General features: G+C 34.0%; 24 protein-coding genes and 1 pseudogene. 16 read left to right on the top strand and 9 right to left on the bottom strand.

Features of this window, described 5'->3' with window-relative positions; all coding sequences use genetic code 11:
- Window positions 1–35: 35 nt before the first annotated feature.
- Window positions 36–854, bottom strand: a complete 819-nt coding sequence (gene nadE / locus DN408_RS25805; RefSeq protein ID WP_044444240.1) for an ammonia-dependent NAD(+) synthetase — start codon at window positions 852–854, stop codon at window positions 36–38.
- 270 nt (window positions 855–1124) lie between these two features.
- Here nadE and DN408_RS25800 point away from each other — a divergent pair, with 270 nt between their 5' ends.
- The 3 genes from DN408_RS25800 (at window position 1125) to DN408_RS25790 (ending at window position 4697) form a co-directional block, all read left to right on the top strand.
- Window positions 1125–3005, top strand: coding sequence for an FtsX-like permease family protein (locus tag DN408_RS25800; RefSeq protein WP_002012400.1), 1881 nt, complete (start codon window positions 1125–1127; stop codon window positions 3003–3005).
- A 119-nt stretch (window positions 3006–3124) separates the two neighbouring features.
- Complete coding sequence (locus DN408_RS25795; RefSeq protein WP_002012401.1) at window positions 3125–3412, top strand: AbrB/MazE/SpoVT family DNA-binding domain-containing protein; 288 nt, start codon at window positions 3125–3127, stop codon at window positions 3410–3412.
- Window positions 3413–3746: 334 nt separating this feature from the next.
- Entirely contained in the window at window positions 3747–4697 is a 951-nt protein-coding gene (locus DN408_RS25790) for a serine protease (protein ID WP_002012402.1), read from the top strand.
- A 40-nt stretch (window positions 4698–4737) separates the two neighbouring features.
- Here DN408_RS25790 and DN408_RS25785 read toward each other — a convergent pair whose 3' ends face one another.
- Window positions 4738–5046: an ArsR/SmtB family transcription factor gene (locus DN408_RS25785; RefSeq protein ID WP_002012403.1), complete on the bottom strand. Its 309-nt coding sequence runs from the start codon at window positions 5044–5046 to the stop codon at window positions 4738–4740.
- A gap of 107 nt (window positions 5047–5153) precedes the next feature.
- On the opposite strand from DN408_RS25785, the gene DN408_RS25780 reads away from it, so the two are divergent.
- Both DN408_RS25780 and DN408_RS25775 read left to right on the top strand, forming a co-directional pair.
- Window positions 5154–6089, top strand: a complete 936-nt coding sequence (locus tag DN408_RS25780; RefSeq protein WP_063226473.1) for an aldo/keto reductase — start codon at window positions 5154–5156, stop codon at window positions 6087–6089.
- 49 nt (window positions 6090–6138) lie between these two features.
- Complete coding sequence (locus DN408_RS25775) at window positions 6139–6342, top strand: hypothetical protein (protein WP_002012406.1); 204 nt, start codon at window positions 6139–6141, stop codon at window positions 6340–6342.
- Window positions 6343–6372: 30 nt separating this feature from the next.
- On the opposite strand, the gene DN408_RS25770 is transcribed toward DN408_RS25775, so the two are convergent.
- Window positions 6373–6597, bottom strand: a complete 225-nt coding sequence (locus DN408_RS25770) for a hypothetical protein (protein ID WP_002012407.1) — start codon at window positions 6595–6597, stop codon at window positions 6373–6375.
- Between the two features lie 84 nt (window positions 6598–6681).
- Window positions 6682–7029 carry a DUF4257 domain-containing protein gene (locus DN408_RS25765; protein ID WP_000426320.1) on the bottom strand — a complete coding sequence of 116 codons (348 nt, stop codon included), beginning with the start codon at window positions 7027–7029 and terminating at the stop codon, window positions 6682–6684.
- Between the two features lie 196 nt (window positions 7030–7225).
- Here DN408_RS25765 and DN408_RS25760 point away from each other — a divergent pair.
- The 5 genes and pseudogenes from DN408_RS25760 (at window position 7226) to DN408_RS25740 (ending at window position 12280) form a co-directional block, all read left to right on the top strand.
- Window positions 7226–7752: pseudogene (locus DN408_RS25760) on the top strand (DinB family protein).
- A 182-nt stretch (window positions 7753–7934) separates the two neighbouring features.
- Complete coding sequence (gene rsgA, locus DN408_RS25755; RefSeq protein WP_002165939.1) at window positions 7935–8984, top strand: ribosome small subunit-dependent GTPase A; 1050 nt, start codon at window positions 7935–7937, stop codon at window positions 8982–8984.
- Window positions 8985–9192: 208 nt separating this feature from the next.
- A complete protein-coding gene (locus DN408_RS25750) occupies window positions 9193–11175 on the top strand; it encodes a methyl-accepting chemotaxis protein (protein ID WP_002012412.1) in 1983 nt (660 codons plus the stop codon).
- 164 nt (window positions 11176–11339) lie between these two features.
- On the top strand, window positions 11340–11645 hold the full coding sequence (locus DN408_RS25745) for a hypothetical protein (protein WP_063226474.1): 306 nt from the start codon (window positions 11340–11342) through the stop codon (window positions 11643–11645).
- Window positions 11646–11911: 266 nt separating this feature from the next.
- Entirely contained in the window at window positions 11912–12280 is a 369-nt protein-coding gene (locus DN408_RS25740; RefSeq protein ID WP_002165937.1) for a DUF3979 family protein, read from the top strand.
- Between the two features lie 33 nt (window positions 12281–12313).
- Here the strand turns inward: DN408_RS25740 and DN408_RS25735 are convergent, their stop codons facing one another.
- Complete coding sequence (locus DN408_RS25735; protein ID WP_002064968.1) at window positions 12314–13354, bottom strand: YkvI family membrane protein; 1041 nt, start codon at window positions 13352–13354, stop codon at window positions 12314–12316.
- Window positions 13355–13589: 235 nt separating this feature from the next.
- Between DN408_RS25735 and DN408_RS25730 the strand changes: the two genes are divergently transcribed.
- From DN408_RS25730 to DN408_RS25720, 3 genes are all read left to right on the top strand, one after another.
- The gene (locus tag DN408_RS25730; RefSeq protein ID WP_002012416.1) at window positions 13590–14033 is read left to right on the top strand and encodes a Dps family protein; all 444 of its coding nucleotides are present in this window, start codon (window positions 13590–13592) and stop codon (window positions 14031–14033) included.
- 108 nt (window positions 14034–14141) lie between these two features.
- A complete protein-coding gene (locus DN408_RS25725; protein ID WP_000488199.1) occupies window positions 14142–14606 on the top strand; it encodes a DUF3939 domain-containing protein in 465 nt (154 codons plus the stop codon).
- 254 nt (window positions 14607–14860) lie between these two features.
- Window positions 14861–15802 carry an alpha/beta hydrolase gene (locus tag DN408_RS25720; protein ID WP_033730285.1) on the top strand — a complete coding sequence of 314 codons (942 nt, stop codon included), beginning with the start codon at window positions 14861–14863 and terminating at the stop codon, window positions 15800–15802.
- A gap of 52 nt (window positions 15803–15854) precedes the next feature.
- Here DN408_RS25720 and DN408_RS25715 read toward each other — a convergent pair whose 3' ends face one another.
- Both DN408_RS25715 and DN408_RS25710 read right to left on the bottom strand, forming a co-directional pair.
- Entirely contained in the window at window positions 15855–16856 is a 1002-nt protein-coding gene (locus DN408_RS25715; RefSeq protein ID WP_002012419.1) for an LLM class flavin-dependent oxidoreductase, read from the bottom strand.
- A 104-nt stretch (window positions 16857–16960) separates the two neighbouring features.
- Entirely contained in the window at window positions 16961–17152 is a 192-nt protein-coding gene (locus DN408_RS25710; RefSeq protein ID WP_002012420.1) for a DUF3896 family protein, read from the bottom strand.
- Between the two features lie 187 nt (window positions 17153–17339).
- Here DN408_RS25710 and DN408_RS25705 point away from each other — a divergent pair, with 187 nt between their 5' ends.
- Window positions 17340–18812 carry a flavin monoamine oxidase family protein gene (locus DN408_RS25705; protein WP_033730283.1) on the top strand — a complete coding sequence of 491 codons (1473 nt, stop codon included), beginning with the start codon at window positions 17340–17342 and terminating at the stop codon, window positions 18810–18812.
- A gap of 75 nt (window positions 18813–18887) precedes the next feature.
- On the top strand, window positions 18888–19472 hold the full coding sequence (locus DN408_RS25700) for a GNAT family N-acetyltransferase (protein WP_147740435.1): 585 nt from the start codon (window positions 18888–18890) through the stop codon (window positions 19470–19472).
- Between the two features lie 24 nt (window positions 19473–19496).
- On the opposite strand, the gene DN408_RS25695 is transcribed toward DN408_RS25700, so the two are convergent.
- Entirely contained in the window at window positions 19497–20399 is a 903-nt protein-coding gene (locus DN408_RS25695; RefSeq protein WP_002064972.1) for an aldo/keto reductase, read from the bottom strand.
- Between the two features lie 165 nt (window positions 20400–20564).
- On the opposite strand from DN408_RS25695, the gene DN408_RS25690 reads away from it, so the two are divergent.
- Window positions 20565–21515: a CobW family GTP-binding protein gene (locus DN408_RS25690; RefSeq protein ID WP_078179217.1), complete on the top strand. Its 951-nt coding sequence runs from the start codon at window positions 20565–20567 to the stop codon at window positions 21513–21515.
- Window positions 21516–21651: 136 nt separating this feature from the next.
- Here the strand turns inward: DN408_RS25690 and DN408_RS25685 are convergent, their stop codons facing one another.
- Window positions 21652–22122: a GNAT family N-acetyltransferase gene (locus DN408_RS25685; protein WP_078179218.1), complete on the bottom strand. Its 471-nt coding sequence runs from the start codon at window positions 22120–22122 to the stop codon at window positions 21652–21654.
- Window positions 22123–22144: the final 22 nt, after the last annotated feature.

Here is a 22144-nt window from a genome sequence, read left to right as displayed (position 1 = left end):
AAGAAGCTAAATGAGATTAGCTTCTTTTTTATGTTCTATTTCCACCAATCATCAAACATTGACGCTGGTACTTGTCTTTTATGTTCACTCACTTTGTAACGCTTCTCGATCTTTTCAGCAACGTCAGCTGGAACGGATTTACCTTCTAAATAGTCATCTAATTGATCGTAAGTAATGCCTAGCTCTGTTTCATCAGCTTGACCTGGTTTTTCATCTAATAAATCAGCTGTTGGCATTTTTAAGTAAAGTCGCTCGTCTGCACCTAATTCTTGTAATAAATCACGTCCTTGGCGTTTCGTTAATCCCGTTAATGGTAATAAATCTGCACCGCCATCTCCGAATTTTGTGAAGAAACCTGTTACAGCTTCAGCAGCATGATCAGTTCCGATAACGAGTAGCCCTTGTTGTCCGCCGATTGCATATTGTGTAACCATGCGAATGCGTGCTTTTACGTTTCCTTTATTGAAATCTGTTAATGATTCACCTAATAAGTTTTCGTATTGATTTGAGAAGGCATCAACTGTTGAAGCGATATCAAAAGCAACAGACTGATCAGCTTGAATAAATTGTAATGCTAATTGTGCATCATCTTCATCTTTTTGTACTTTGTATGGAAGACGTACGGAGATAAACGTTGCGTTACCACCTTCATTACGAACTTCTTCGACTGCAAGCTGTGCTAAACGTCCTGCCAGTGTAGAGTCTTGTCCGCCGCTAATTCCAAGTACAAATCCTTTTGCACCTGTAGTTTTTAAATAAGCTTTTAAGAAATCAATTCGTTTACGAATTTCTACTTTCGGATCAATTACAGGCTGAACATGTAATGCTTTCATAATTTGTTCTTGTAATGTCATTATGTTTTCCTCCTATTCATATTAAAGCGGTAAATAAGTTTATATGTATATTGGTACATACTTCTATCCTTTATTATTTCGCAAAACTAACGAATATACAATAGGATGCGTGTATGAATATGAATGTAGTCATTATAATGAAACTGTTTTATATAAGCAATTGTTTAAAACCTTTCAATAATGTAAGGTTTTTGTCATTTGAATCGATGGAAGGTATTTCCGAACTTTACTAATATAAAAGTATAGTTAGTAGAAGGGCGGAGAAGTAGTATGAACATTAGAGAACTCGCATTTCGAAATGTAACGCGAAATAGACGAACATACTCAGCTTATTTTTTGAGTAGTGCATTTGCAATTATGGCCTTTTTTGTGTATTCATTTTTTGCGTTTCATCCGGCATTAAGTGCTGGAGAATTAGGACAGTACGTATTCGTAAGTATGTCTTTTGCGCAGTCTATTATTTACTTATTTACATTCTTCTTTATTTTATATTCAATGGGAATGTTTTTAAAAACGAGAAAGCGTGAACTAGGAATTTTAATGATGTTAGGTATGACGAAATATCAATTAAAGCGTCTTATCTTCTTTGAAAATATAATGATTGGAATAGGGGCAATAATTTTTGGGATTCTTTCAGGTATGTTGTTTTCAGGAATATTAATATTTGTAGCTCCGATGATATTAAAACTAGATATCTCTTTATCCTATTACATACCGATGAAAGCGATTGTTGTAACGAGTATTATGTTTTTCGTATTATTTATGATCATTTCATTGTTTAGTGCAGGAATGGTTCGTAAAAATAAAATTATGAAATTGTTTAGAGGATCAGCAGAGGCGAAGCCAGAACCGAAGGCATCTATAATTTCTTCTATATTAGCAGTAGTATTGCTTAGTGCTGGTTATGCAGGAGCTCTTATGTCACATGGTGCAATGGTATTTATAATGATGATTCCTGTTACAACGGTAGTCATTATTGGTACGTATTTGCTGTACAAGCAGTTGAGCGTCTTTATTATTAGACTATGTAAAAAAAGTAAACGTTTCTATTGGACACAGACAAATATTATTACTTTGTCAGATTTAGCATACCGTATGAGAGATAACGCAAGAATGTTCTTTATTGTAACGATTATTTCAACAGTAGCATTTTCAGCAATAGGTACATTGGTTGGGTTTGCTTCGATGACGAAAGAAATTATGGACAGACCAATTGCGTTTCACTATCAGTCTAAGCAAGGTAATAGCAATGAGCCACAGCATCTGAAAATCATTGACGAAGGATTAAAGAAACATAATATAGCAGCTTCAAAAATAAATATTTCATCGAAGAAAACGGAGGAGCAGTCGTTAAGAAGCGCCATTTTTATAAAAGAATCAGATTATAAAGAATATGCAAAGTTAACAGGAGAACCATTTAATACTGTATCAAATAAAGAGGCTTTATTTTTGTCAGTCGAAATACCCGGACCACCGATGAAAGAAAGAAAAGAAATTACTTTACCAAATATGAATGAACCTTTAAATGTGAAAAAAGTTAATACTTCTTCATTAAGTAAAATACTAAGAGGTAATGTGTATGTAATCTCTAAAAATCAATATGATTCATTACAAGATGGATTTAAAGAAGAAAAAGATTATATGTATAAAACACAATCCGCTAAAGATGAAATTGAGGTTGGTAAAGAGCTTACGAATCAGATTAAGCCTTATCAAGAACATTCAACGTTTAGTGCAGAAGAGTACGATCAAAATCAAAGTCTACAAATCGCAGGACCCATTTTATTTGTAGGTTTCTTTATTGGTATTGTATTTTTCGTTTGTGCAGGAAGCTTCCTTTACTTCCGTTTATTTTCAGATTTGGAGGACGATACTCGTTTATTTGAAATGATTCGAAAAGTTGGATTGACGAGAGGGGAATTATCGAAAGTAGTCACAATCCGCTTAGCGCTTTTATTCTTCGTTCCAGTTGGAGTTGCAACATTACACGGGGCAGTAGCATTAACTGCGTTAGGACAAATGTTTGAGTACTCACTGTTTAAAGAAAATACAATTGTATTAAGTATTTTCGTAGGTATTCAAGTTGTATACTTCTTAATTATACGATCGCGTTATTTAAAACAATTGAAAGAAAGATTGAATATTCGTTAAATGTGTTTTTTTAACTTTTGTACTATATTTTCTAAAAAGAGTAAGGCATTACCAAATATATAGTGATAAAATGAAAATAGCGAGGTGAAAAAAATAATAGAGAGTAAGGGGGGAGTAACATGAAAGCAACAGGAATTATTCGAAAAGTAGATGAATTGGGACGTATAGTTATTCCTAAAGAATTACGGGATGTATTAGGAATACAAATCAAATCACCACTTGAAATTTTTGTAGAAGAAGACAAAGTCATTTTACAAAAATATCAACCATACAATGCTTGTCAAATAACAGGTGATGTTTCAGATCAAAATATTTCATTAGCAAATGGAAACATTACTGTTAGTATAGAAGGCGCAAAACATGTAATAAAAGAAATTGAGCAGTTTTTGAACAAGAGTAAGATTTAGTCTTAATTTATCCCGCTATTTGTGGGCAGTAAAACTCCCACCTCAAAACTCGGCTGAAGCAAAGAAGTTAGGTGGGAGATCAATTGCCCGTAAACGCCCGATTGGTGAGGGCTAATAATCAGTGGGGGATGAACACCACCCACTGATTATAGTTTCACTTTATATTATTCTATTGAAAAACTGAAAAAGAAAAGGACCATTAATGGTCCTTTTCTTTTGTTTATTGAGAAACATTTGAGAGGAAGGGAAATGGAACGAATAAAACGAATGTTAAATCTAAACGCATTCAATAGTGGTCTGAAATGAAAATAATATATTTTCAGGAGGGATTACGATGAATAGTAGTACAGCGAATAAACAAAAAGGCATTAAATTAATTCCGTTTACTGTAAATAAAGTGGTTGAACAAGTAAATGAAATTCCACCAGGTGTACAATTGATTCATGCTCCGCAAGTATGGGAAAAGAGCGCGAAAGGAAAAGACATTGTCGTTGCTGTTTTAGATACAGGTTGTGATGTAAATCATGTTGATTTAAAAGATCGTATTATTGGTGGGAGAAATTTCACAAAAGATTATGAAGGAAATCCCAATATTTATCTTGATAATAATGGGCATGGTACTCATGTAGCGGGGACAATTGCAGCGACTGAAAATGGAGTGGGTGTACTAGGAGTCGCACCACTTTCTAAAATGTTAGTTTTAAAAGTATTAGCTGGAGATGGTTCTGGAAGTTATGAGCAAATTATTGAGGCCATTCATTATGCTGTAAATTGGAGAGGACCGAATAAAGAGAAAGTGAGAATTATTTCAATGTCACTTGGTGGTCCGCAAGATGTACCAGAGTTACATGAAGCTATTCAAAATGCGGTAAAACAAGACGTACTTGTCGTGTGCGCTGCAGGAAATGATGGAGATTGTAACGATGATACTGAAGAATTAGATTTTCCAGGTGCTTATTCTGAAGTAATTGAAGTAGGTGCTGTTAATTTAGAGCGGAAAATTTCATGCTTTAGTAATTCAAATCAAGAAATTGATTTAGTAGCGCCGGGTGATGAAATACTGTCTACGTATCCAGAGGGGAAATATGCGGTATTAAGTGGCACTTCAATGGCGACGCCGCATGTCGCTGGGGCGCTAGCACTTCTCATAAAGCAGTGTGAGAGAGAGTATGGTAGAAAATTATCAGAGCCGGAAATATATGCGCAACTTATAAAAAGGACTGTACCTTTAGGGTATGAACGTACATCTGAAGGGAATGGATTAATAGATTTATTAAAAGAATAGTAATTACTAAAAAACATCTCATATTTATATGAGATGTTTTTTAGTATGGTTCTGTTGCATGTACTACAACATCTAATAAACCAGGGAATCTAGTATTTAAATCTTCTTCACGAATTGAAATGAAACGTTGCGTTCCCTCAAGTCGTGTAAACATAACACCAGATTCACGTAACACTTTGAAATGATGAGATAAAGTTGATTTCGCAATTGGAATGTTTAACGCACCACAAGATTGTTCATTTTTCTCTAGTAGCATAGTTACAATTTGTAAACGAATTTGATCGCTAAGTGCATATAAGACAGAAGAGAATTGAATTTCTTCTCGATTTGGATGATAGAGAGTACGCATTTTTTCACCTGCTTGTATAAGTTAATATATTTGCACTATAACATATAAAGTGGTATATTTCTATTGTTCGAATATAATCGAATAATAGAAATATAGGGGGGTAAAAAATGAAGTATACAAAATTGCAAAAGGCAGGACTAAATATTTCGAAGTTGGGGTTAGGAACAAACGCTGTTGGGGGACATAATTTATATGCTGATGTGAATGAGGAAGAAGGAAAAAGATTAATAGAAGAAGCAATTCAGCAAGGGATTACATTTTTTGATACAGCAGATTCATACGGTTTCGGTAGATCAGAGGAATTGGTAGGAGAAGTATTAAAAGGAAAACGCCACGAGTTTGTACTTGCTACAAAAGGTGGAATTCAGCCATTATTAAATGGAGAGGTTCATATTAATAATGAACGAAGCTATTTAAGAAATGCTGTGGAAAATAGCTTAAGAAGATTACAAACTGATTATATTGATTTATATTATTTACATTTTACAAATCCTGAAACAAGTTACATAGATTCAATTGGAGAACTTACTCGCCTAAAAGAAGAGGGGAAAATTCGTTCAATTGGAATATCTAACGTAAATGTAGAGCAATTAAAAGAAGCGAATCAGCACGGACATATAGATGTTGTACAATCACCGTATAATATGTTGGATCGTGCTGCTGGGGAAGAACTTTTGCCATATTGTATAGAATCAGGTATTTCATTTATACCGTACGGGCCTCTTGCTTTTGGGATACTAGGCGGGAAATATACAGAAGATTTTAAATTAAACGAAGGCGATTGGCGTCAAAGTGTAAATCTATTTGAAGAAAATACATATAAAAATAACTTTAAAAAAGTTGAGATGTTAAAAGATTTAGCTAAAGAAATGAATCTTGAAGTATCACATTTAGCTTTAGCGTGGCTATTAAATAAAAAAGGAATTGATACTGTTATTCCTGGTGGGAAACGAGCGGAGCAAATAAGAGAAAGTGTAAGAGCAGTGGATGTTTCATTGAATGAAAAAGTTATGAAAGAGATTGAATCTATTTTAGAAGATTAGTTGAAAAGAGGGAACTATCCCTCTTTTTATATAAAAAGAGAAGAAATACATGAAGGAGCTTTTGAGTGCAGGGGGTAAAAAAAGTAGACAAATAATAGAAATGTATTGTAATAAAATTATGGGGAATCCAAAAATAAAAATCCCTAAAGAGATAGGGATTTATATATCGGCATATAGTTCCTTGGAAAAGGATATACTTAGTTTAACATATAGGAATACTTATATTTGTGAAATAGATGTGAAAGTAATGTGAAAAATGCCGTAATAAAAAGCACTGTTTTAGCTAAAACAGTGCTTTTCGTTTAGATTGAACTGTTGCCGCATTTTCATCATGTATTCCTGCTTCTTCAATAATTCGTTTTTTTACTTTATTTAATAGATGGTCTACTGCCTCACCAAAATAGTTAGCTTCGCTTTTTGTGCGGGCTTCTCGTAAACATTTATAGTTTTCTAGCAGTTCCTCTTTTTCGGTGTTTGTTAAGAAATCTTCTATTTTCTTTTTTGTCATACGAAACACCCTTTCTTCTGACAAACGACGCAATAGAAAATATTTATTTTTTATTATAACAATAATTTTTAGAGAAAGTATAGACTAACGTCGTAATAGTTTGTCAATTTCTTGGATTTTCTCATCAGCTTTCCCAATTTGCGTATTTTTAGCCTGTTCACCACCAAGAGCTTGGTGAAGTAAAAACGTTTGACCGGAAATAGCGGTCACAATGGAGACTTTTATAATTTCTTTTATTAAGGTGACATCGAATAAAACGAGTCCAAGAAGTGCGGCGAGGCTACCTGTAAAAATATCAGTTAAAAATCCAAAATGAAAAAAAGTTTTTAAACGGCGTGGAAGCAATAACTTGCCTTGGTTATTGATTAGATGGGAAACGAAGCCAGTAATGCCACCAACGAGAACTGCGGTTAGCCATTGATACATTTCCATCGAATCCACTCCTTTTAGTGAATAAGATTCGATAATTTTATATTGATTCCTTTTAATATTTCATATAAGCATATTGAGAAAGTTTGTTTAGGTTTATTCCGTATTCAATTTAATTGTAACAGAAAAATCTGATATATTTCAGTCTATTATATGAAGCGGTTATTCCTTAATATGAATGTAGAAAGGGGTGCGTGATATGAATATAGATTATCGAATAAGAAGTGTAGATGGTTATACAAAAAATATAGGGGAATTAGTAAGCATGCTGGAACATACGAGGGCTGTAACATTACAGGAAATAAACGAGCTATCAGTTGAGCAATTAGATTTAATTATGCCGAGTGGAGGGAATTCCATCGGAGCGTTACTAAAGCATATAGCAGCTATTGAAAAAGCACATCAGCTTATTTCATTTCAAAAGCGTGACTTTACAAAAGAAGAATTAGAAATATGGGAAGATGCACTGTATTTAGGGGAAGCAGGGAAATCTATTCGTGGCTATGACATACCGTATTATGTACAACTTTTGCAAAAAGTGAGAGAAGAAACACTAAAGTGTTTGAGTGAACAGGATGACGAATGGCTAATATCAGAAAGAAAGTGGCCTAATGGCGTAGCGTAAATCAGCACTACCTTTGGTTTCATGTGCTAGAAGATGAAATTAGTCATCGCGGACAAATTAAAATGCTAAAAAATAAGTTATTTGAAAATTACGTTAAATAAGGTAGCTTTTTAATGGGATATTCCATATAATGAGAGTAATTAAAATTAGAACGGGGTGATGTATTATGGCGAAATTAACTTATATGAATAATAAACCAAATACAAAGGTGGACGGAAAGGGCGATACTCTATAAGTGAGCGCACAATCCTTCCACTAAGTTCAAACTAGGGAGGATATCAATTTGGATCAAAATATTTTAGAATCTTTCGGATGGGATTCTTTTTTTGAAGAACAAGCTGTAGAGAACTATGAAGTAGGGCGTATTTTACTTGAGCATAAGCATATATATCGGATTATTTGTAATGATGGTGAATATGTAGCGGAACTGTCTGGGAAGTTTCGTCATGAAGCGTTAACGAAGGGAGATTATCCGGCAGTTGGGGATTGGGTATATATAAAGAAAATAGAAAATGAGAAAAAGGCAATTATTCACCGTATTTTTCCGAGAAGAAGTTCTTTTTCAAGACAAGAAGCTGGTAACAGAACTGAAGAACAAATTATCGCAACAAATGTAGATTATCTATTTTTAGTGAATGCACTTAACCATGATTTCAACGTAAGAAGGATGGAACGTTATTTGCTGGTGGCTTATGAGAGCGGTGCAATGCCTGTTATTGTTTTAACGAAGAGTAGTTTATGTGAAGATGTGGAACAGAAAATTGCAGAAACTGAAGCGGTAGCAATCGGTGTTCCTATATTTGTTGTTGATAGCTTAGTGTACGTCGGAATAGAATTATTGCAACAATTTGTTTCACCAGGAAAAACAATTGCTTTAGTTGGATCTTCAGGTGCAGGGAAATCTACTTTATTAAATGCATTAATAGGAACAGATGTAGCAAAAACCGGAGATATACGTGAAGAAGATAGTAAAGGAAGGCATACGACAACTCACCGTGAATTGTTCCAATTACCGAGTGGCGGTTTAGTAATTGATACGCCTGGTATGAGGGAACTTCAGCTTTGGGAAGGAAGCACGGCAATTCAAACTACATTTTCCGATATTGAAGATCTTGCAAATACTTGCCGCTTTCGAGATTGTAAACATGAAGGTGAACCAGGATGTGCAGTGCGAAATGCTATAGATAACGGAACTATACCCGTAGAGCGCTTACTAAGCTATAAAAAGCTGCAAAGAGAATTGGCATATGTTATGAGAAAACAAGATGCTATTCTCGCAAGAGCTGAGCGTGATAAGTGGAAGAAGATTTCTAAACAACATAAAAAAATGTAAAAAACCAAAGGACTATTCCTTTGGTTTTTTGTATTTGTAAATTTTATAATAATATTATTCATATATATAGACAAAGGGAGAATATTTGTTTAAACTTTACAAGGTGTTTATCAAAAACGAATTGTAAAAATAGAGGATAGGGAATGGGATATATTCATAATTGGTTATTTATCTTTAAAACTTAATATTTAAATGTAGGAGGTTTGTAATGAGTAAACTGTTAAGGTGGTTTCGAGATATAAAAGTAGCAAAAAAGCTATTAATTTCATTTTTGATAATTTTAATTGCGGCTGTCTCTATTATTGGAGGAATGTCTTATCAAACGGCTAAAAAGAATTTTGAATCACAAATTACGAGTAGTGCTCACGATAATATAAAAATATTAGATAATTTAATCAATCAAATGATTGAGGCGAAATTTAACGAAGTAAATAACTTTGCACGAGTAATTCATAGTGATATGTATCAAGGAGATAATCAAGATGAATTAAGAAAGGTATTATCTCAATATATTAATTTAAATAAAGATATTGAACAAGTATATGTTGCCGGCAATGATAAGAAGTTTGTGCAAGAACCAAATATACAAATGGCAGCAGATTATGATCCAACAACTCGTTCTTGGTATAAAGATGCAGTGAGTAAACAAGGTGGAATCGTGGTCACTGAACCGTATAAGGCGAAAGGAAATGGACATATTGTCGTAACGATTGCGAAACAAACAGAAGATAAAAATGGTGTTGTTGCGGTAGATTTAAGTTTAGAGAATTTATTGAAAACAACAAAGTTAATCAATATTGGTAAAAAAGGATATACTTTCATTTTAGATGGAAAACAAAAAATAATTGCGCATCCTCAAGAAAAACCAGGAGATAAAGCAGCTGATTCTTGGGCAAAGAGAATTTACGAAGATAATCAAGGCACTTTTTCATACACGTATGATGGTAGTGAAAAGAAAATGGTATTTGCTACAAACTTAAAAACAGGTTGGAAAATCGGTGGAACGATGTACTCAAATGAAGTAATTGAAGCTGCTCAGCCTGTATTTTATAATATGTTAATTGTTATGCTTATTTCATTAGTTGTAGGAGGGGCACTTATTTATTTCGTAACTCTTTCTATTACAAAACCTTTAAAGAGATTAGTTGCCACTTCTAAAGAAATAAGTGAAGGAGATTTAACGCAAACAATTGAAATTCATTCAAACGATGAAATCGGTCAACTTGCAAAAGGTTTTAATGAAATGACAGATTCACTAAGAACGTTAATTGGAAGAATTAATACTTCAGCAGGGCATGTTGCAGCTGCATCTGAAGAGTTAACAGCAAGTGTGAGACAAGCGAGTGAAGCGACTGAACAAATTACATCAGCAATGGATGAAATATCAAGTGGTGCAACGACGCAAACAGCAAGCGTAGAAAATGGTGCTATGTTACTGTTTGATGTAACAGAAGGGATTCAACATGTAGCAAATAGCTCATCATCTATTAATACTGCTTCTGCTCACACTCGCGAAAAAGCAGAAGATGGTGGAAAGCTAGTTGGAAAAACAGTAAATCAAATGCAATCTATTGCGGAATCTGTTTCACAGTCAGATGCTGTTATTCAGTTGTTGAATAACAAATCAAAGCAAATTGGTGATATTTTAGAAGTTATTCAAAATATTGCAGATCAGACAAATCTTCTAGCTTTAAATGCAGCAATTGAGGCTGCAAGAGCTGGTGAGCATGGAAGAGGCTTTGCAATTGTTGCTGATGAAGTACGAAAATTAGCAGAACAATCTAGTGTATCATCAAGTGAAATTAGTAAATTAATTTGTGAAATACAAGATGATATGAGTAAGACAGTAAAATCTATGAATAATGTAAATGAAGAAGTGCAATCTGGACTTGTTATCGCAAATGAAACAAAACAAAATTTCACTGAAATTTTACAATCTACAAATGAAATTGCTGACCAAATTAAAACGATGGTTGAAACAGCTAATGGGATGTCAAAAGGTGCAAATGAAGTATCTATTTCGGTTGGTCAAATTGCTATGACGGCACAAAATAATGCGACGAGTACACAAAGTGTTGCAGCGTCAGCTGAGGAGCAGTTAGCTTCTATGGAAGAAATTGGTTCTGCGGCTGGTACACTATCTCAAATGGCTGAAGAGTTACAAGTATTAATTGAAAGATTTAAAGTATAAAAAGGGGAGGCTGTCTCAAAATAGCATTAGTGCTATTAGAGACAGTCTTTTAGCTGATAAACGGATTAGAGGTTCAATGTATTTAATGTTTGTCGAAAAATAGAGGAATTTGTTAAGCGGGTGTATAATTAATATAATATAGACTACGTTTAAAGGAGATCAGTATGGGAGTGTATTGGGGAACGAAAAGACATTCTTGGCTTAGCTATGTCTCGTTTTGGTTAAGCATTTTATTCTTTGTTGCTTTTTTAATTGAAGTGTTTGTATTTAAAACACTTTCAAATAGCTCATTACAAATCGTTAAATACTTTTATTTTATATTTGTTCCATTAAATATCATTCTTAGTTTAAGGTTATTATTTAAGAAGAATGAAAAGAAAATATTACCGATTTTTAGTTTAATTGTATCACTATTATTTGCAAGTTTAATTATATTGTTAGCATTAGCAGCTACAGGAAAAGTCTTATGAGGAGAGTGATATAAATTACTCTTCTTTTTTGTGGTTTTTTAAGAGTTATAAGTAGTGTGTAGGAAATAAGGAAAGTGATAAGTTATCAGTAAGAGGACGTATTAGTGAATAGAGAGTGAACTGAAAATACTATATGTTTTGTATGTGTTTATAAAGCAAATGAATGCAGTAAGATTCGTGATATATGGTACAATAAACATGGATAGTGATAGAGATAAAGGGTATATAAAATACTCATCGTTTTTTAGTAAGAGAGGGGTTATCTTATGCTATACGAGGATTTGATGACATTATTCCAAGCTGCTCCGATAAAATTAGATAGAGGCGGCTGGAAATATATAATCCAGGAACAAAATGATAATTATGAAATTGTTGATGAAATGTTAAAAAAGCAAATGAATGTTGAATTGTATTTTAATGAGTATGATGAGGTGAAAATCACTTTATATAAAGATGGAAGCCCTATTACTACTATGCAAAGAATTGCTATTTCAAAAGTTGAGTTGGATGAAGAGGAAGAAGGCATTCAATTCGTATTGGAACGCATGCCAAGTCGAATGATTCGTTTGCAATTAAAGCCATATCTTGCAGTAGAAATGGGGCCGTACTGGGAAGTATGTGAAGACTGTGAATGAAGATGAAAAACATCCGTATACACGGATGTTTTTTTATGTTTTTTGAAGTTGTTTAAAGGCAATAATCGGTAGTAAAATGATGCTCACCCAACCGATAATAGGGTATAGAATATGAAGTAATTCACTATATCCAATGAAACTAAAGCAATAACTAATTAGTAATATGAAGTAAATAATGTTATTACTTTTCCATCCGGTAATGGATTGCATTTGTTTTGTCATCCCGAACACATTACCAACTAAAGTTGTGAACACTTCACCGAAAATAATAAGAACAAAGAAAAAGTGAAAAGTTGCATTAAATCTTCTTATGACTTCAGCCATTGGGATATTGTATTGATAAAATTGGTCGACTGATAAGATAGCTAAATGGCTGCATAATAAAATTAAAGAAAGTCCTGCACCACCTAAAATTCCACCCCACAAAATGGCTTTTCGATCTTTTACTTCACTGGCTAACGGGACGAGAACGCTTTGGGCGAGCGAAAGATTTAAAGCGACATATGTAATAGGGCTAGTAATCCACTTCATATTCCAGCTCTCTGCAGGAATAGTATTACTAATAGGTGTTGTACTATGGAAAAAGGTTGTAATAGCGAGTCCGATAATAAAGATCATCATAATAGGTACGACAAGCGTATTTACTTCAAAAACACCTTGTAATCCCCGGCTCCCAATAATGAGACAGGCGATGACCGTGATGAAAATACCAAGTTGTCTCGGGAGGCGGAGTTGTTCTTCAAATACTGCACCGGCTCCTGATAACATAACGCTCGTTACACCAAATAATACGAGTAATAGTAATGTGTTTACGACATTTCCAAATACATCCCCAAATAAATATTTGTTGAATTCTTGAGCTGAGAATGCCCCTATTTGTGATGAAAGTAACATCATCTTTGTGCCGAGCCAAATAAAAAAAAATCCACTTATACATATGCCAATGGTTCCGTAAAATCCGTTAACTGTAAAAAATTCAACAATTTCGCGCCCAGTAGCAAATCCAGCTCCAACGACAGTTCCGATATAAGTAGCAGCGACTTTCTTTGCTACTTGCCATTGTTGATTGTCCATGTTATCCCTCTTTCTTCTATGATGAGCTTGACTTACTATTATGCATATGTGTGAGCTTGGACAATTAGACATATGAAGTAGTTGAAAGGATACATGAATTATATGATATTAGGGAAATATTAAGGTTGTTAAAACTTTGTTACATATAAGCTGTTCATTCAAAAGAATAGGGAATGTATGGTAAAATGAAGTTAGGTCATTAAAAGATAGTAACATGATAAGAGGAGTGGATTGTATGAGTACGAAAACGAATGTTGTTGAAGTATTAAACAAGCAGGTAGCAAACTGGAATGTATTATATGTCAAACTGCATAATTATCATTGGTATGTGACAGGACCGCACTTCTTTACATTACATGAGAAATTTGAAGAGTTTTATAATGAAGCAGGAACATACATTGATGAGTTAGCAGAGCGTATTTTAGCGTTAGAAGGAAAACCGTTAGCGACAATGAAAGAGTATTTAGCAACTTCAACTGTAATCGAAGGGACAAGCAAAGAGTCTGCAGAAGAAATGGTGCAAATTTTAGTAAACGATTTTTCTGCACTTATTCAAGAATTAAAAGAAGGTATGGAAGTAGCTGATGAAGCTGATGATGAAACATCGGCTGATATGCTATTAGCAATTCATACGACATTAGAACAACACGTATGGATGTTAAGTGCATTCTTAAAATAAACATAAATGGATTAAAGAAAAACTCTATTGAAAAATTCTTTCAATAGAGTTTTTTATAATTTTTCAGTTTTCTTTTATGCTATAATATAGTAAAAAGGAGGCGATACAATGTTTCGCTTTTTCAGAACTGGAAAAGAAGATAGGGAAATTACGAAAGATGAATTAGAACAAGCGATGGCGAAGTTTCTAGAAACGAATGCTAATATCGTTTATACCGTTTTAGTAAATGATGATTACACAGTAAATTATGATTTGTTAAAGCCCTATTTACCTGCATTTCCAACAAATTTTTTTCTGATAACGAAGGAAACGCTTGAAGTATTTGAACATACAGAAGAAAATTTAAACCTAGTTAAAGAAATTGATATCGTACAAAAGGCCGTAGATCAATATGTAACAGAAAAAGAAATGTTCCCAATTGTTGAAGATAGCGAAGATCGCCTCATATGCGGAGTGAAGCTAGGACCATATTTAAATCGTATATTAAAAAGAAACTTATATATTTCAGAAAAGCATTATTTAGTTTCAAGTAAACCAGATAAGAAAAAAAAGAATAGTGGGCAGATGTTATGAGAACAACAATAATATAATTGTTGTCTTTTTTTTATTAAAATATTGATTTTTCAGTTTATTTAACTTTATACTACAACTAGTGGATAGGAAGGAGTGGTGTATTATGCGTATACATACATTAACTATTAAATATCATTCTGAGAATCAGGTATTATTAAGTTGAATTGTAGAATTTAACTACTTATACCGTGACCCTAAAATGATAGGAAGATTGGAGAAGCAATTATTATAAAAGGTTACGGGGGAATTCCTATATGGAAAATAATATGACTTATATTAAGTTATTAAATGAAACGTTACATTGTTATGCAAATAAAGGAAGTTTTGAAGCGTATTCTTATATAATGCATAATGCTAAAGATGTAATGGGTAATGAAGCACAAATATATAATTTTAAATATGCATTAGCAAGTGCAGCAGGACTTGAAGAAGAAGCGTTGCATTTAATGAAGAAAGCAATTATAGAAAATGGATTTTGGTACGGAAGTGAGTATTTAATTTCCGATGATGATTTAAAACCACTACATAAATTTGAAGAGTTTCATAGAATGGTTCAATTATGTAAAGAAAGAGAAGAATTAGCAAAGAAATCGGAACAAGCAGACGTGAAATATAAATACAGCAAACAAACTGAAAATCTACTAATAACACTGCATGGGGATCAAGAAAATATACAAATAATAGAACCATATTGGAACTCTGTAATGGAACAAGGTTTTATGCTAGCATTGCCTCAATCTTCCCAAATTCAATTTTCAGATGGATATGTTTGGGATAATATCGAAAGAGGAAGAGAAGAGTTAAAAGGACATTACAATAAGATTAAAGTGAATAAAACATTTGGGAATATTATTATTGGTGGCTTTTCTGCTGGGGCAAGAGTAGCGTTACATTCCATGTTACAAGGTGAAATAGAAGTGAACGGTTTTATTTTTGTGGCACCGTGGCTTCCAGAAATGGAAGAATGGGAAGAGATGATTGGAATATTGCATGATAAAAGCATAAAAGGATATATAATATGTGGGGATCAAGATGAAGATTGTTTTGAAGGTACACAGCAATTTGTAACGTTATTAAAGGATAAAAATATAGAACATAAGTATAAAGTTGTGCCTAACTTAAATCATGATTATCCTCATAATTTTGATGAGTTATTAAAAGAAGCTATTGAATATATAGGAAGCAAAAACAATTGATTGGTAGTAAGAAAAGGAGATGCATCATATGTGATGCATCTCCTTTTCGTTATTATAAATTAAAAGCATCTGCCAATAGGCGATAAGAGTTTAATTTATGTTCAAATTGATGAGTAATCGTGACAATCATAAATTCGTCAGTATTATACGCTTTGCTTAAGTTTAATATTTTTTCTTTCACAGAAGACGGATCACCGACAATCATACGTTGACGATTTTCTTTTATGCGGAATAGATCATAAGCACTATACGAATAATTTTGAGCAGTTTCAATAGAAGGAGTACCAGTAGTCCGTTTTCCTTGTTCTAATAGTAAAATCGATAAATCAAGGCTTGATGCAATCTTCTCCGCTTCTTCATTTGTTTCTCCGCAAATAACAAAAATAGATACGATTGATTTTGGTTTATCACCTAAATAGGAAGGTTGGAATTGTTCTTGGTAAGCCTTCATTACTTCAGGGCCACCGTATCCGTTAATGAACTGTGCAAATGCAAAAGAAGCGCCTTGCTTTGCGGCAATCATTGCACTTTCTCCGCTAGAACCGAGCATCCACATTTCAGGAGATGTTGGGATAACTGGAGTAGCCTTTAAGTTTGCATAATGATGGTTTTCTGGTACTTGATCATGTAAGTACATAGCAACATCTGCAATTTGTTCTGGATATTGATCAAGTGAGACCATTTTACCTTCTTGAAGTGCGCGAGTTGCTATCGGCATACCACCAGGCGCTCTCCCGACACCAAGGTCGATGCGGCCCTTATAAAGTGCTTCTAAAACGCGGAAATTCTCGGCAACTTTATATGGACTATAATGTGGCAGCATAACACCACCAGAACCAACTCTAATACGGTCAGTTTTCGCGGCAATATGTGAAATGAGTATTTCTGGACTTGAACCAGCTAAGCTAACTGAATTATGGTGCTCGGATACCCAAAAACGTGTGAATCCGAGTTTCTCAACTTCTTGTGCAAGCGTAACTGTATGCGAAATAGCTTGGGCTGCTGTGCTACCATCTGAAATAGGTGATTGGTCTAATACACTTAATTTGATCATAGAATATACCTCTCAATCTTAATGTACATCCTATTATATATTTACTTACGAAAAATGCGTAATGAAATGCTCAAAAGGAAAAGTGAATAATTTTTTATCCGCTTTTAATGAGAAAACCCTCGTTCATAATGATTCATTTCGACTAAGTTTAATATATATTCGTAGTTATCAATTTCTAAATGTATTTGCTTGCGTTCTTCTTCAGTTAGTTTAACGCTAGTGAGTTTTTTACATAACTGCTGTTTCTTTAATTCTAAATGTTTTTTTGTAGCCTGATAATCGTAAGTACGTTTCATGTGTATCCACCCTTTCCATACAGTTACTATCTGTATGTTTATCATATGAAGCATGTGGAAGGGGGAGAGCTGCACCTTATGTATTTTTAGTGAATTTTCAAATTGTGGTGGTGTTATGTTTAAGTGAATTTATGAATAAAATGCACTAAACCACTAATTTGTATTTCATGAAGTAAGGGGTGGGATTGTGCAGAAAGATATAATGTTTAACAATGAGATGGATGAAACGTTAAAAGTTATAAATAAGGGATTAAAGAAGACGACACGTCCGAAACAAATCATTGTAGTAGGGGCTGGTATGGCTGGATTAGTTTCGGCATCTTTATTAAAAGCAGCAGGGCATGAAGTGAAGGTTTTTGAAGCGAACAACCGTGTAGGTGGCCGCATAGAGACAGTTAGGATGGAAGATACCGGATTATATTTAGATGTTGGAGCGATGAGAATTCCGTATTCGCATACATTAACGATGGCATATATAAGAAAGTTTGGGCTACAGGTGAGCCCTTTTATTAATAGGAATGAGACAGATATTATATACGTAAATGGTCGGGAAACGACATTAAAACAATACGAAAAAGATCCAAGTATTTTAAGATATCCTGTGGAAATGAATGAAGTTGGGAAAACGTCTGAGGAACTATTAATGTTAGCGGTACAGCCCATTATAAATTTTATAAAAAAGAACCCAGAGAAAAATTGGGATATTGTAGTAAAGGATTTTGGGAAATATTCTACAGGTCAATTTTTAAAATATCATCCTTATCAATATAATACGTATTTTTCGCCAGTAACGATTGAGATGATAGGTGTTCTATTAGATTTAGAAGGTTTTTTAGAAAGGTCATTCGTTGAGACGTTACGTTTTTTATATATTATGCAAGAGGAGAGCGGATTTTGCGAAATAATAGGTGGGAATGATAGATTACCAAAGTCTTTTTTACCACAATTAGAAGGAAATATTATATATAATCAAAAATTAATGAAGCTTCATCAACAAGCCAATAGTGTAACAGCCTATTACCGGAACGAGGAAACTTTTGAATATAGTAGTATTACAGGGGATTTAGTTATTGTTACAATTCCTTTTTCAACAATGCGATTTGTAGAAGTAGATCCATTTGATTCGATATCTCATGCGAAGTGGAAAACAATTCGCGAATTGCATTATATGCCAGCTACAAAAATAGGAATTCAATTTAAAAGTCGTTTTTGGGAGGAACAAGGGCAATTAGGTGGGAGAATTATAACAGATCTTCCTATACGTTATGCGTATTATCCAAGCCATGGAATCGGAGAGAAAGGGCCTGCTATGATGTTAGGAAGCTATACATGGTCTTATGATGCGTTGTTATGGGATGGGTTATCAAAGGGGGATCGTATCTATTACACACTACAAAATTTAGCAACAATATTAGGTGGTCAAGTATATGATGAGTTCATGTCTGGAATATCAAAGAGTTGGACATTAGATCCATATGCGCTTGGAGGGTTTGCACTATTTCAAGCTGGCCAAGAATCAGAATTACAGCCAGTCATTGTAAAACCTGAGGGGAGAATATATTTTGCTGGTGATCATACAACGCTGTATCACGGATGGATTCAAGGTGCGATTGAATCTGGAGTTCGTGTAGCGATGGAAGTGAATGATCAAAAAGTTTAAAATTCAGAAATTTCTTTACTGTATAACTTGAGATGGATATTATTATATATAAAAGAATTATAGGGAGTGTTTACAGTGAATCCGTTATTATTCGATTTTCCTTCTGAATTTTATACTGACAGGCTTTTTATTCGAATGCCAAAACCAGGTGATGGTAAAGTTGTATATGACGCAATTCAAGCTTCAATACAAGAATTAAAACCTTGGATGGTCTTTGCACAAAAAGAGCAAACAGAGGAAGAAATAGAAGAGAGTATTAGAAAATCGCATATTCAATTTTTGCAGCGTGAGGATTTGAGATTACTAGTTTTTTCGAACGAAACAGGTGAATTTATTGCATCTGCCGGATTACATCGTATTAATTGGGATATACCTCAATTTGAAATCGGGTATTGGATTGATTCAAGGTTTAGTGGAAAGGGCTATATGGTAGAGGCTGCAAAAGGTATAACAGATTATGCTTTCACTGAATTGAAAGCAAACCGCGTAGAAATTCGTTGTGATTCTCTAAATAAGAAGAGTAGAGCGATACCAGAGAAATTAGGCTTTAAATTAGAGGGTACTTTAGAAAGCGCGAGTGTTACGGTGGATGGAAATGGATTAAGGGATATGTGTGTATTTGCAATGACGAGAAATACATATGAAAAAGAAGAGCTGTAAAGAAACAGCTCTTCTTTTTGTTTATTATGGTACAGGATGTCCATTAGAGCTTTCGAAAATTGTAAACCATTGTTGGCGGTCTAAGTTAACTTTTGTAGCAAGAGCGGCTGTTTTCACACGATCTAATTTACCAGAGCCAACGATTGGCATCATGTTAGCTGGATGAGCGAGTAACCATGCATACATAACAGTATCGATGCTAGTAACACCTAGTTCAGTAGCAACTTTTTGTAAAGTTTCACGTACACGTATGGCACGTTCTGATTGACCAGTAAAGATTTCACCACCAGCAAGAGGTGACCAAATCATTGGATTAATTCGTTTTTCTTGGCATAAATCAATCGTACCTTTTTCAAAATGCTCAAGCTGCATCGCAGATACTTCAATTTGATTTGTAATGAGCGGGAAATCTAAATACGAACTTAACATATTAAATTGTGAAGGTAAAAAGTTAGATACACCGAAGTGACGAACCTTTCCTTCTTGCTTTAAGCGTGAGAACGCTTCTGCCACTTCATTTGGGTCCGTGAATGGATCAGGACGATGAATGAGCAATACATCAATATAATCTGTATGTAAGTTTTGTAATGAATCCTCCGCGCTTTTTATTATATGTTCAGCACTCGTATTGTAGTGAGCAACATATCGCTCTGGAAATTTAGGGGATGGGGGAGCGATTCCACATTTAGTGATGATTTGCATATTTTCGCGTAAGGAAGGCTTTAGTTGTAACGCTTCTCCAAACAATCCTTCACATGTATATCCGCCATAAATATCAGCGTGATCGAAAGTAGTAATCCCCAAATCCATACAGTCTTCAATAAAAGAAAGTAACTCTTGCTTTGTCATATTCCATTCTGCTAAACGCCAGAACCCTTGAATAATACGAGAAAATTCTAGTGTTTCGGCCATTTGAACTCGTTCCATTATAAGTACCCCCTTGATGAATGATAATATTTTTGAAAAGGCTTTCTTGCTACATATTATTATATAGTTACCCGGTTGTACATACAATAAATATGTTTTGCTACAAAAACGTTTTTCTCTATATGCTATAATGTAGAAACATATAGCTATAAGGAGATGTAAGGAATGATTCCAGTAACAATACTAACTGGTTTTCTTGGATCAGGGAAAACGACATTATTAAATCGAATTTTATCAGAGGATCACGGCAAGAAATTAGCAGTGATTGTAAATGAAATAGGGCAAATTGGTATCGATAATCAATTAATTATGAACGTTGAAGAAGAAATTATGGAAATGACAAACGGTTGTTTATGCTGTACTGTGCGTGAAGATTTACTTGTTGCTTTAAAACAATTACTGGATGTGAAAGCAGAAGGGAAAATGGACTTTGATGGATTAGTAATTGAAACAACAGGTCTTGCAAATCCAGGTCCGATTATTCAAACTTTCTTTTTAGATCCAGTTATTCAATTTGCATACCAAATTAACGGTGTTGTAACAGTTGTAGATAGCTATCATATACATAAACATTTTGAAAAGGGACTAGAAGCAAAAGAACAAATTGCCTTTGCTGATGTTGTGTTAGTAAATAAATTAGATTTAATTGAAGAAAATGAGAAAGAAAGTCTCGTACATGAACTGCAAGGAATTAATCCAACTGCAAAATTAATCGAGACGACTAACTGTGAGGTAGATATTCCATCGTTATTACAAATTCAAACGTTTAAAACGAAAGATACGCTGCAAATTTACCCTCATACAGAACATAACCATCTAGAAGGTGTAAAATCGTTTGTACTACGTGAAGAACGTCCGTTAGATTTACAAAAATTGAATGAATGGATGTCAGCTGTCGTTCAGGAACTAGGGGAGCATTTATATCGCTACAAAGGAATTTTATCTATTGATGGGGTAGATAAACGTATTGTTTTCCAAGGTGTGCATACGTTATTTGCTGCTTCGTATGATAGAGAGTGGCAAGAGGGCGAAGAGCGAGTAAGTGAAGTAGTTTTCATCGGAAGAGATATTAATAAAGAATGGTTCCAAGAACATTTTGAAGAATGTGTGAAATAAGTCTGCGTAAATCGCAGGCTTATTTTTTATGAGCATTTTAATGAGATAATACTAGATTACAAAAATGAAGTAATAAGGGAACGAAACTAAAAATAGAAAACATAACATTGATAAATGCATAATAAAAAGCCTGTTTTCACAGACTTGTATTTTCATCTATTAGTAATTCCATTACAACACCTACAACTGGGCCTTCGTCATCAATATCACCATTTAAACGGAAGCCAAATGATTCATATAGTCCCATTGCGAGTTTGTTGTCAGGATGTAAACTTAAATAAATTATTTTACATTCAAATTTTTCTTGTAAGAATTGAATGAGTATGCGAAGGAAACGTTTTGCGTATCCTTTTCCTTGAAATTGTTGGTCAATCATAAAACGATCTAACCATACACTTTCATGTTTTTGGGAATACCAACCGTACATTGCGTATCCAACGAGTGTTTCTTTGTCATATAAGCCTACTGACGTTCCGTTTTCTTCATATAATGATTCCGCTAAAGAAAACGCATTGCTTTCAATAAACTGCTGCTGGTCTTTTGCTACGTCTAAAGCAGCAACTGAACGCCAATTATTTGCTGTTACTTCACAAATGTGAAGATTCATAGTTCCAACTCACCTTCTAAAT

Source organism: Bacillus sp. AR13-1 (genome assembly GCF_008042285.1).
GTDB lineage: Bacteria > Bacillota > Bacilli > Bacillales > Bacillaceae_G > Bacillus_A > Bacillus_A mycoides.
Note: the sequence above shows the minus strand (reverse complement) of the source record. Positions and strands in the feature narration are given on the sequence as shown.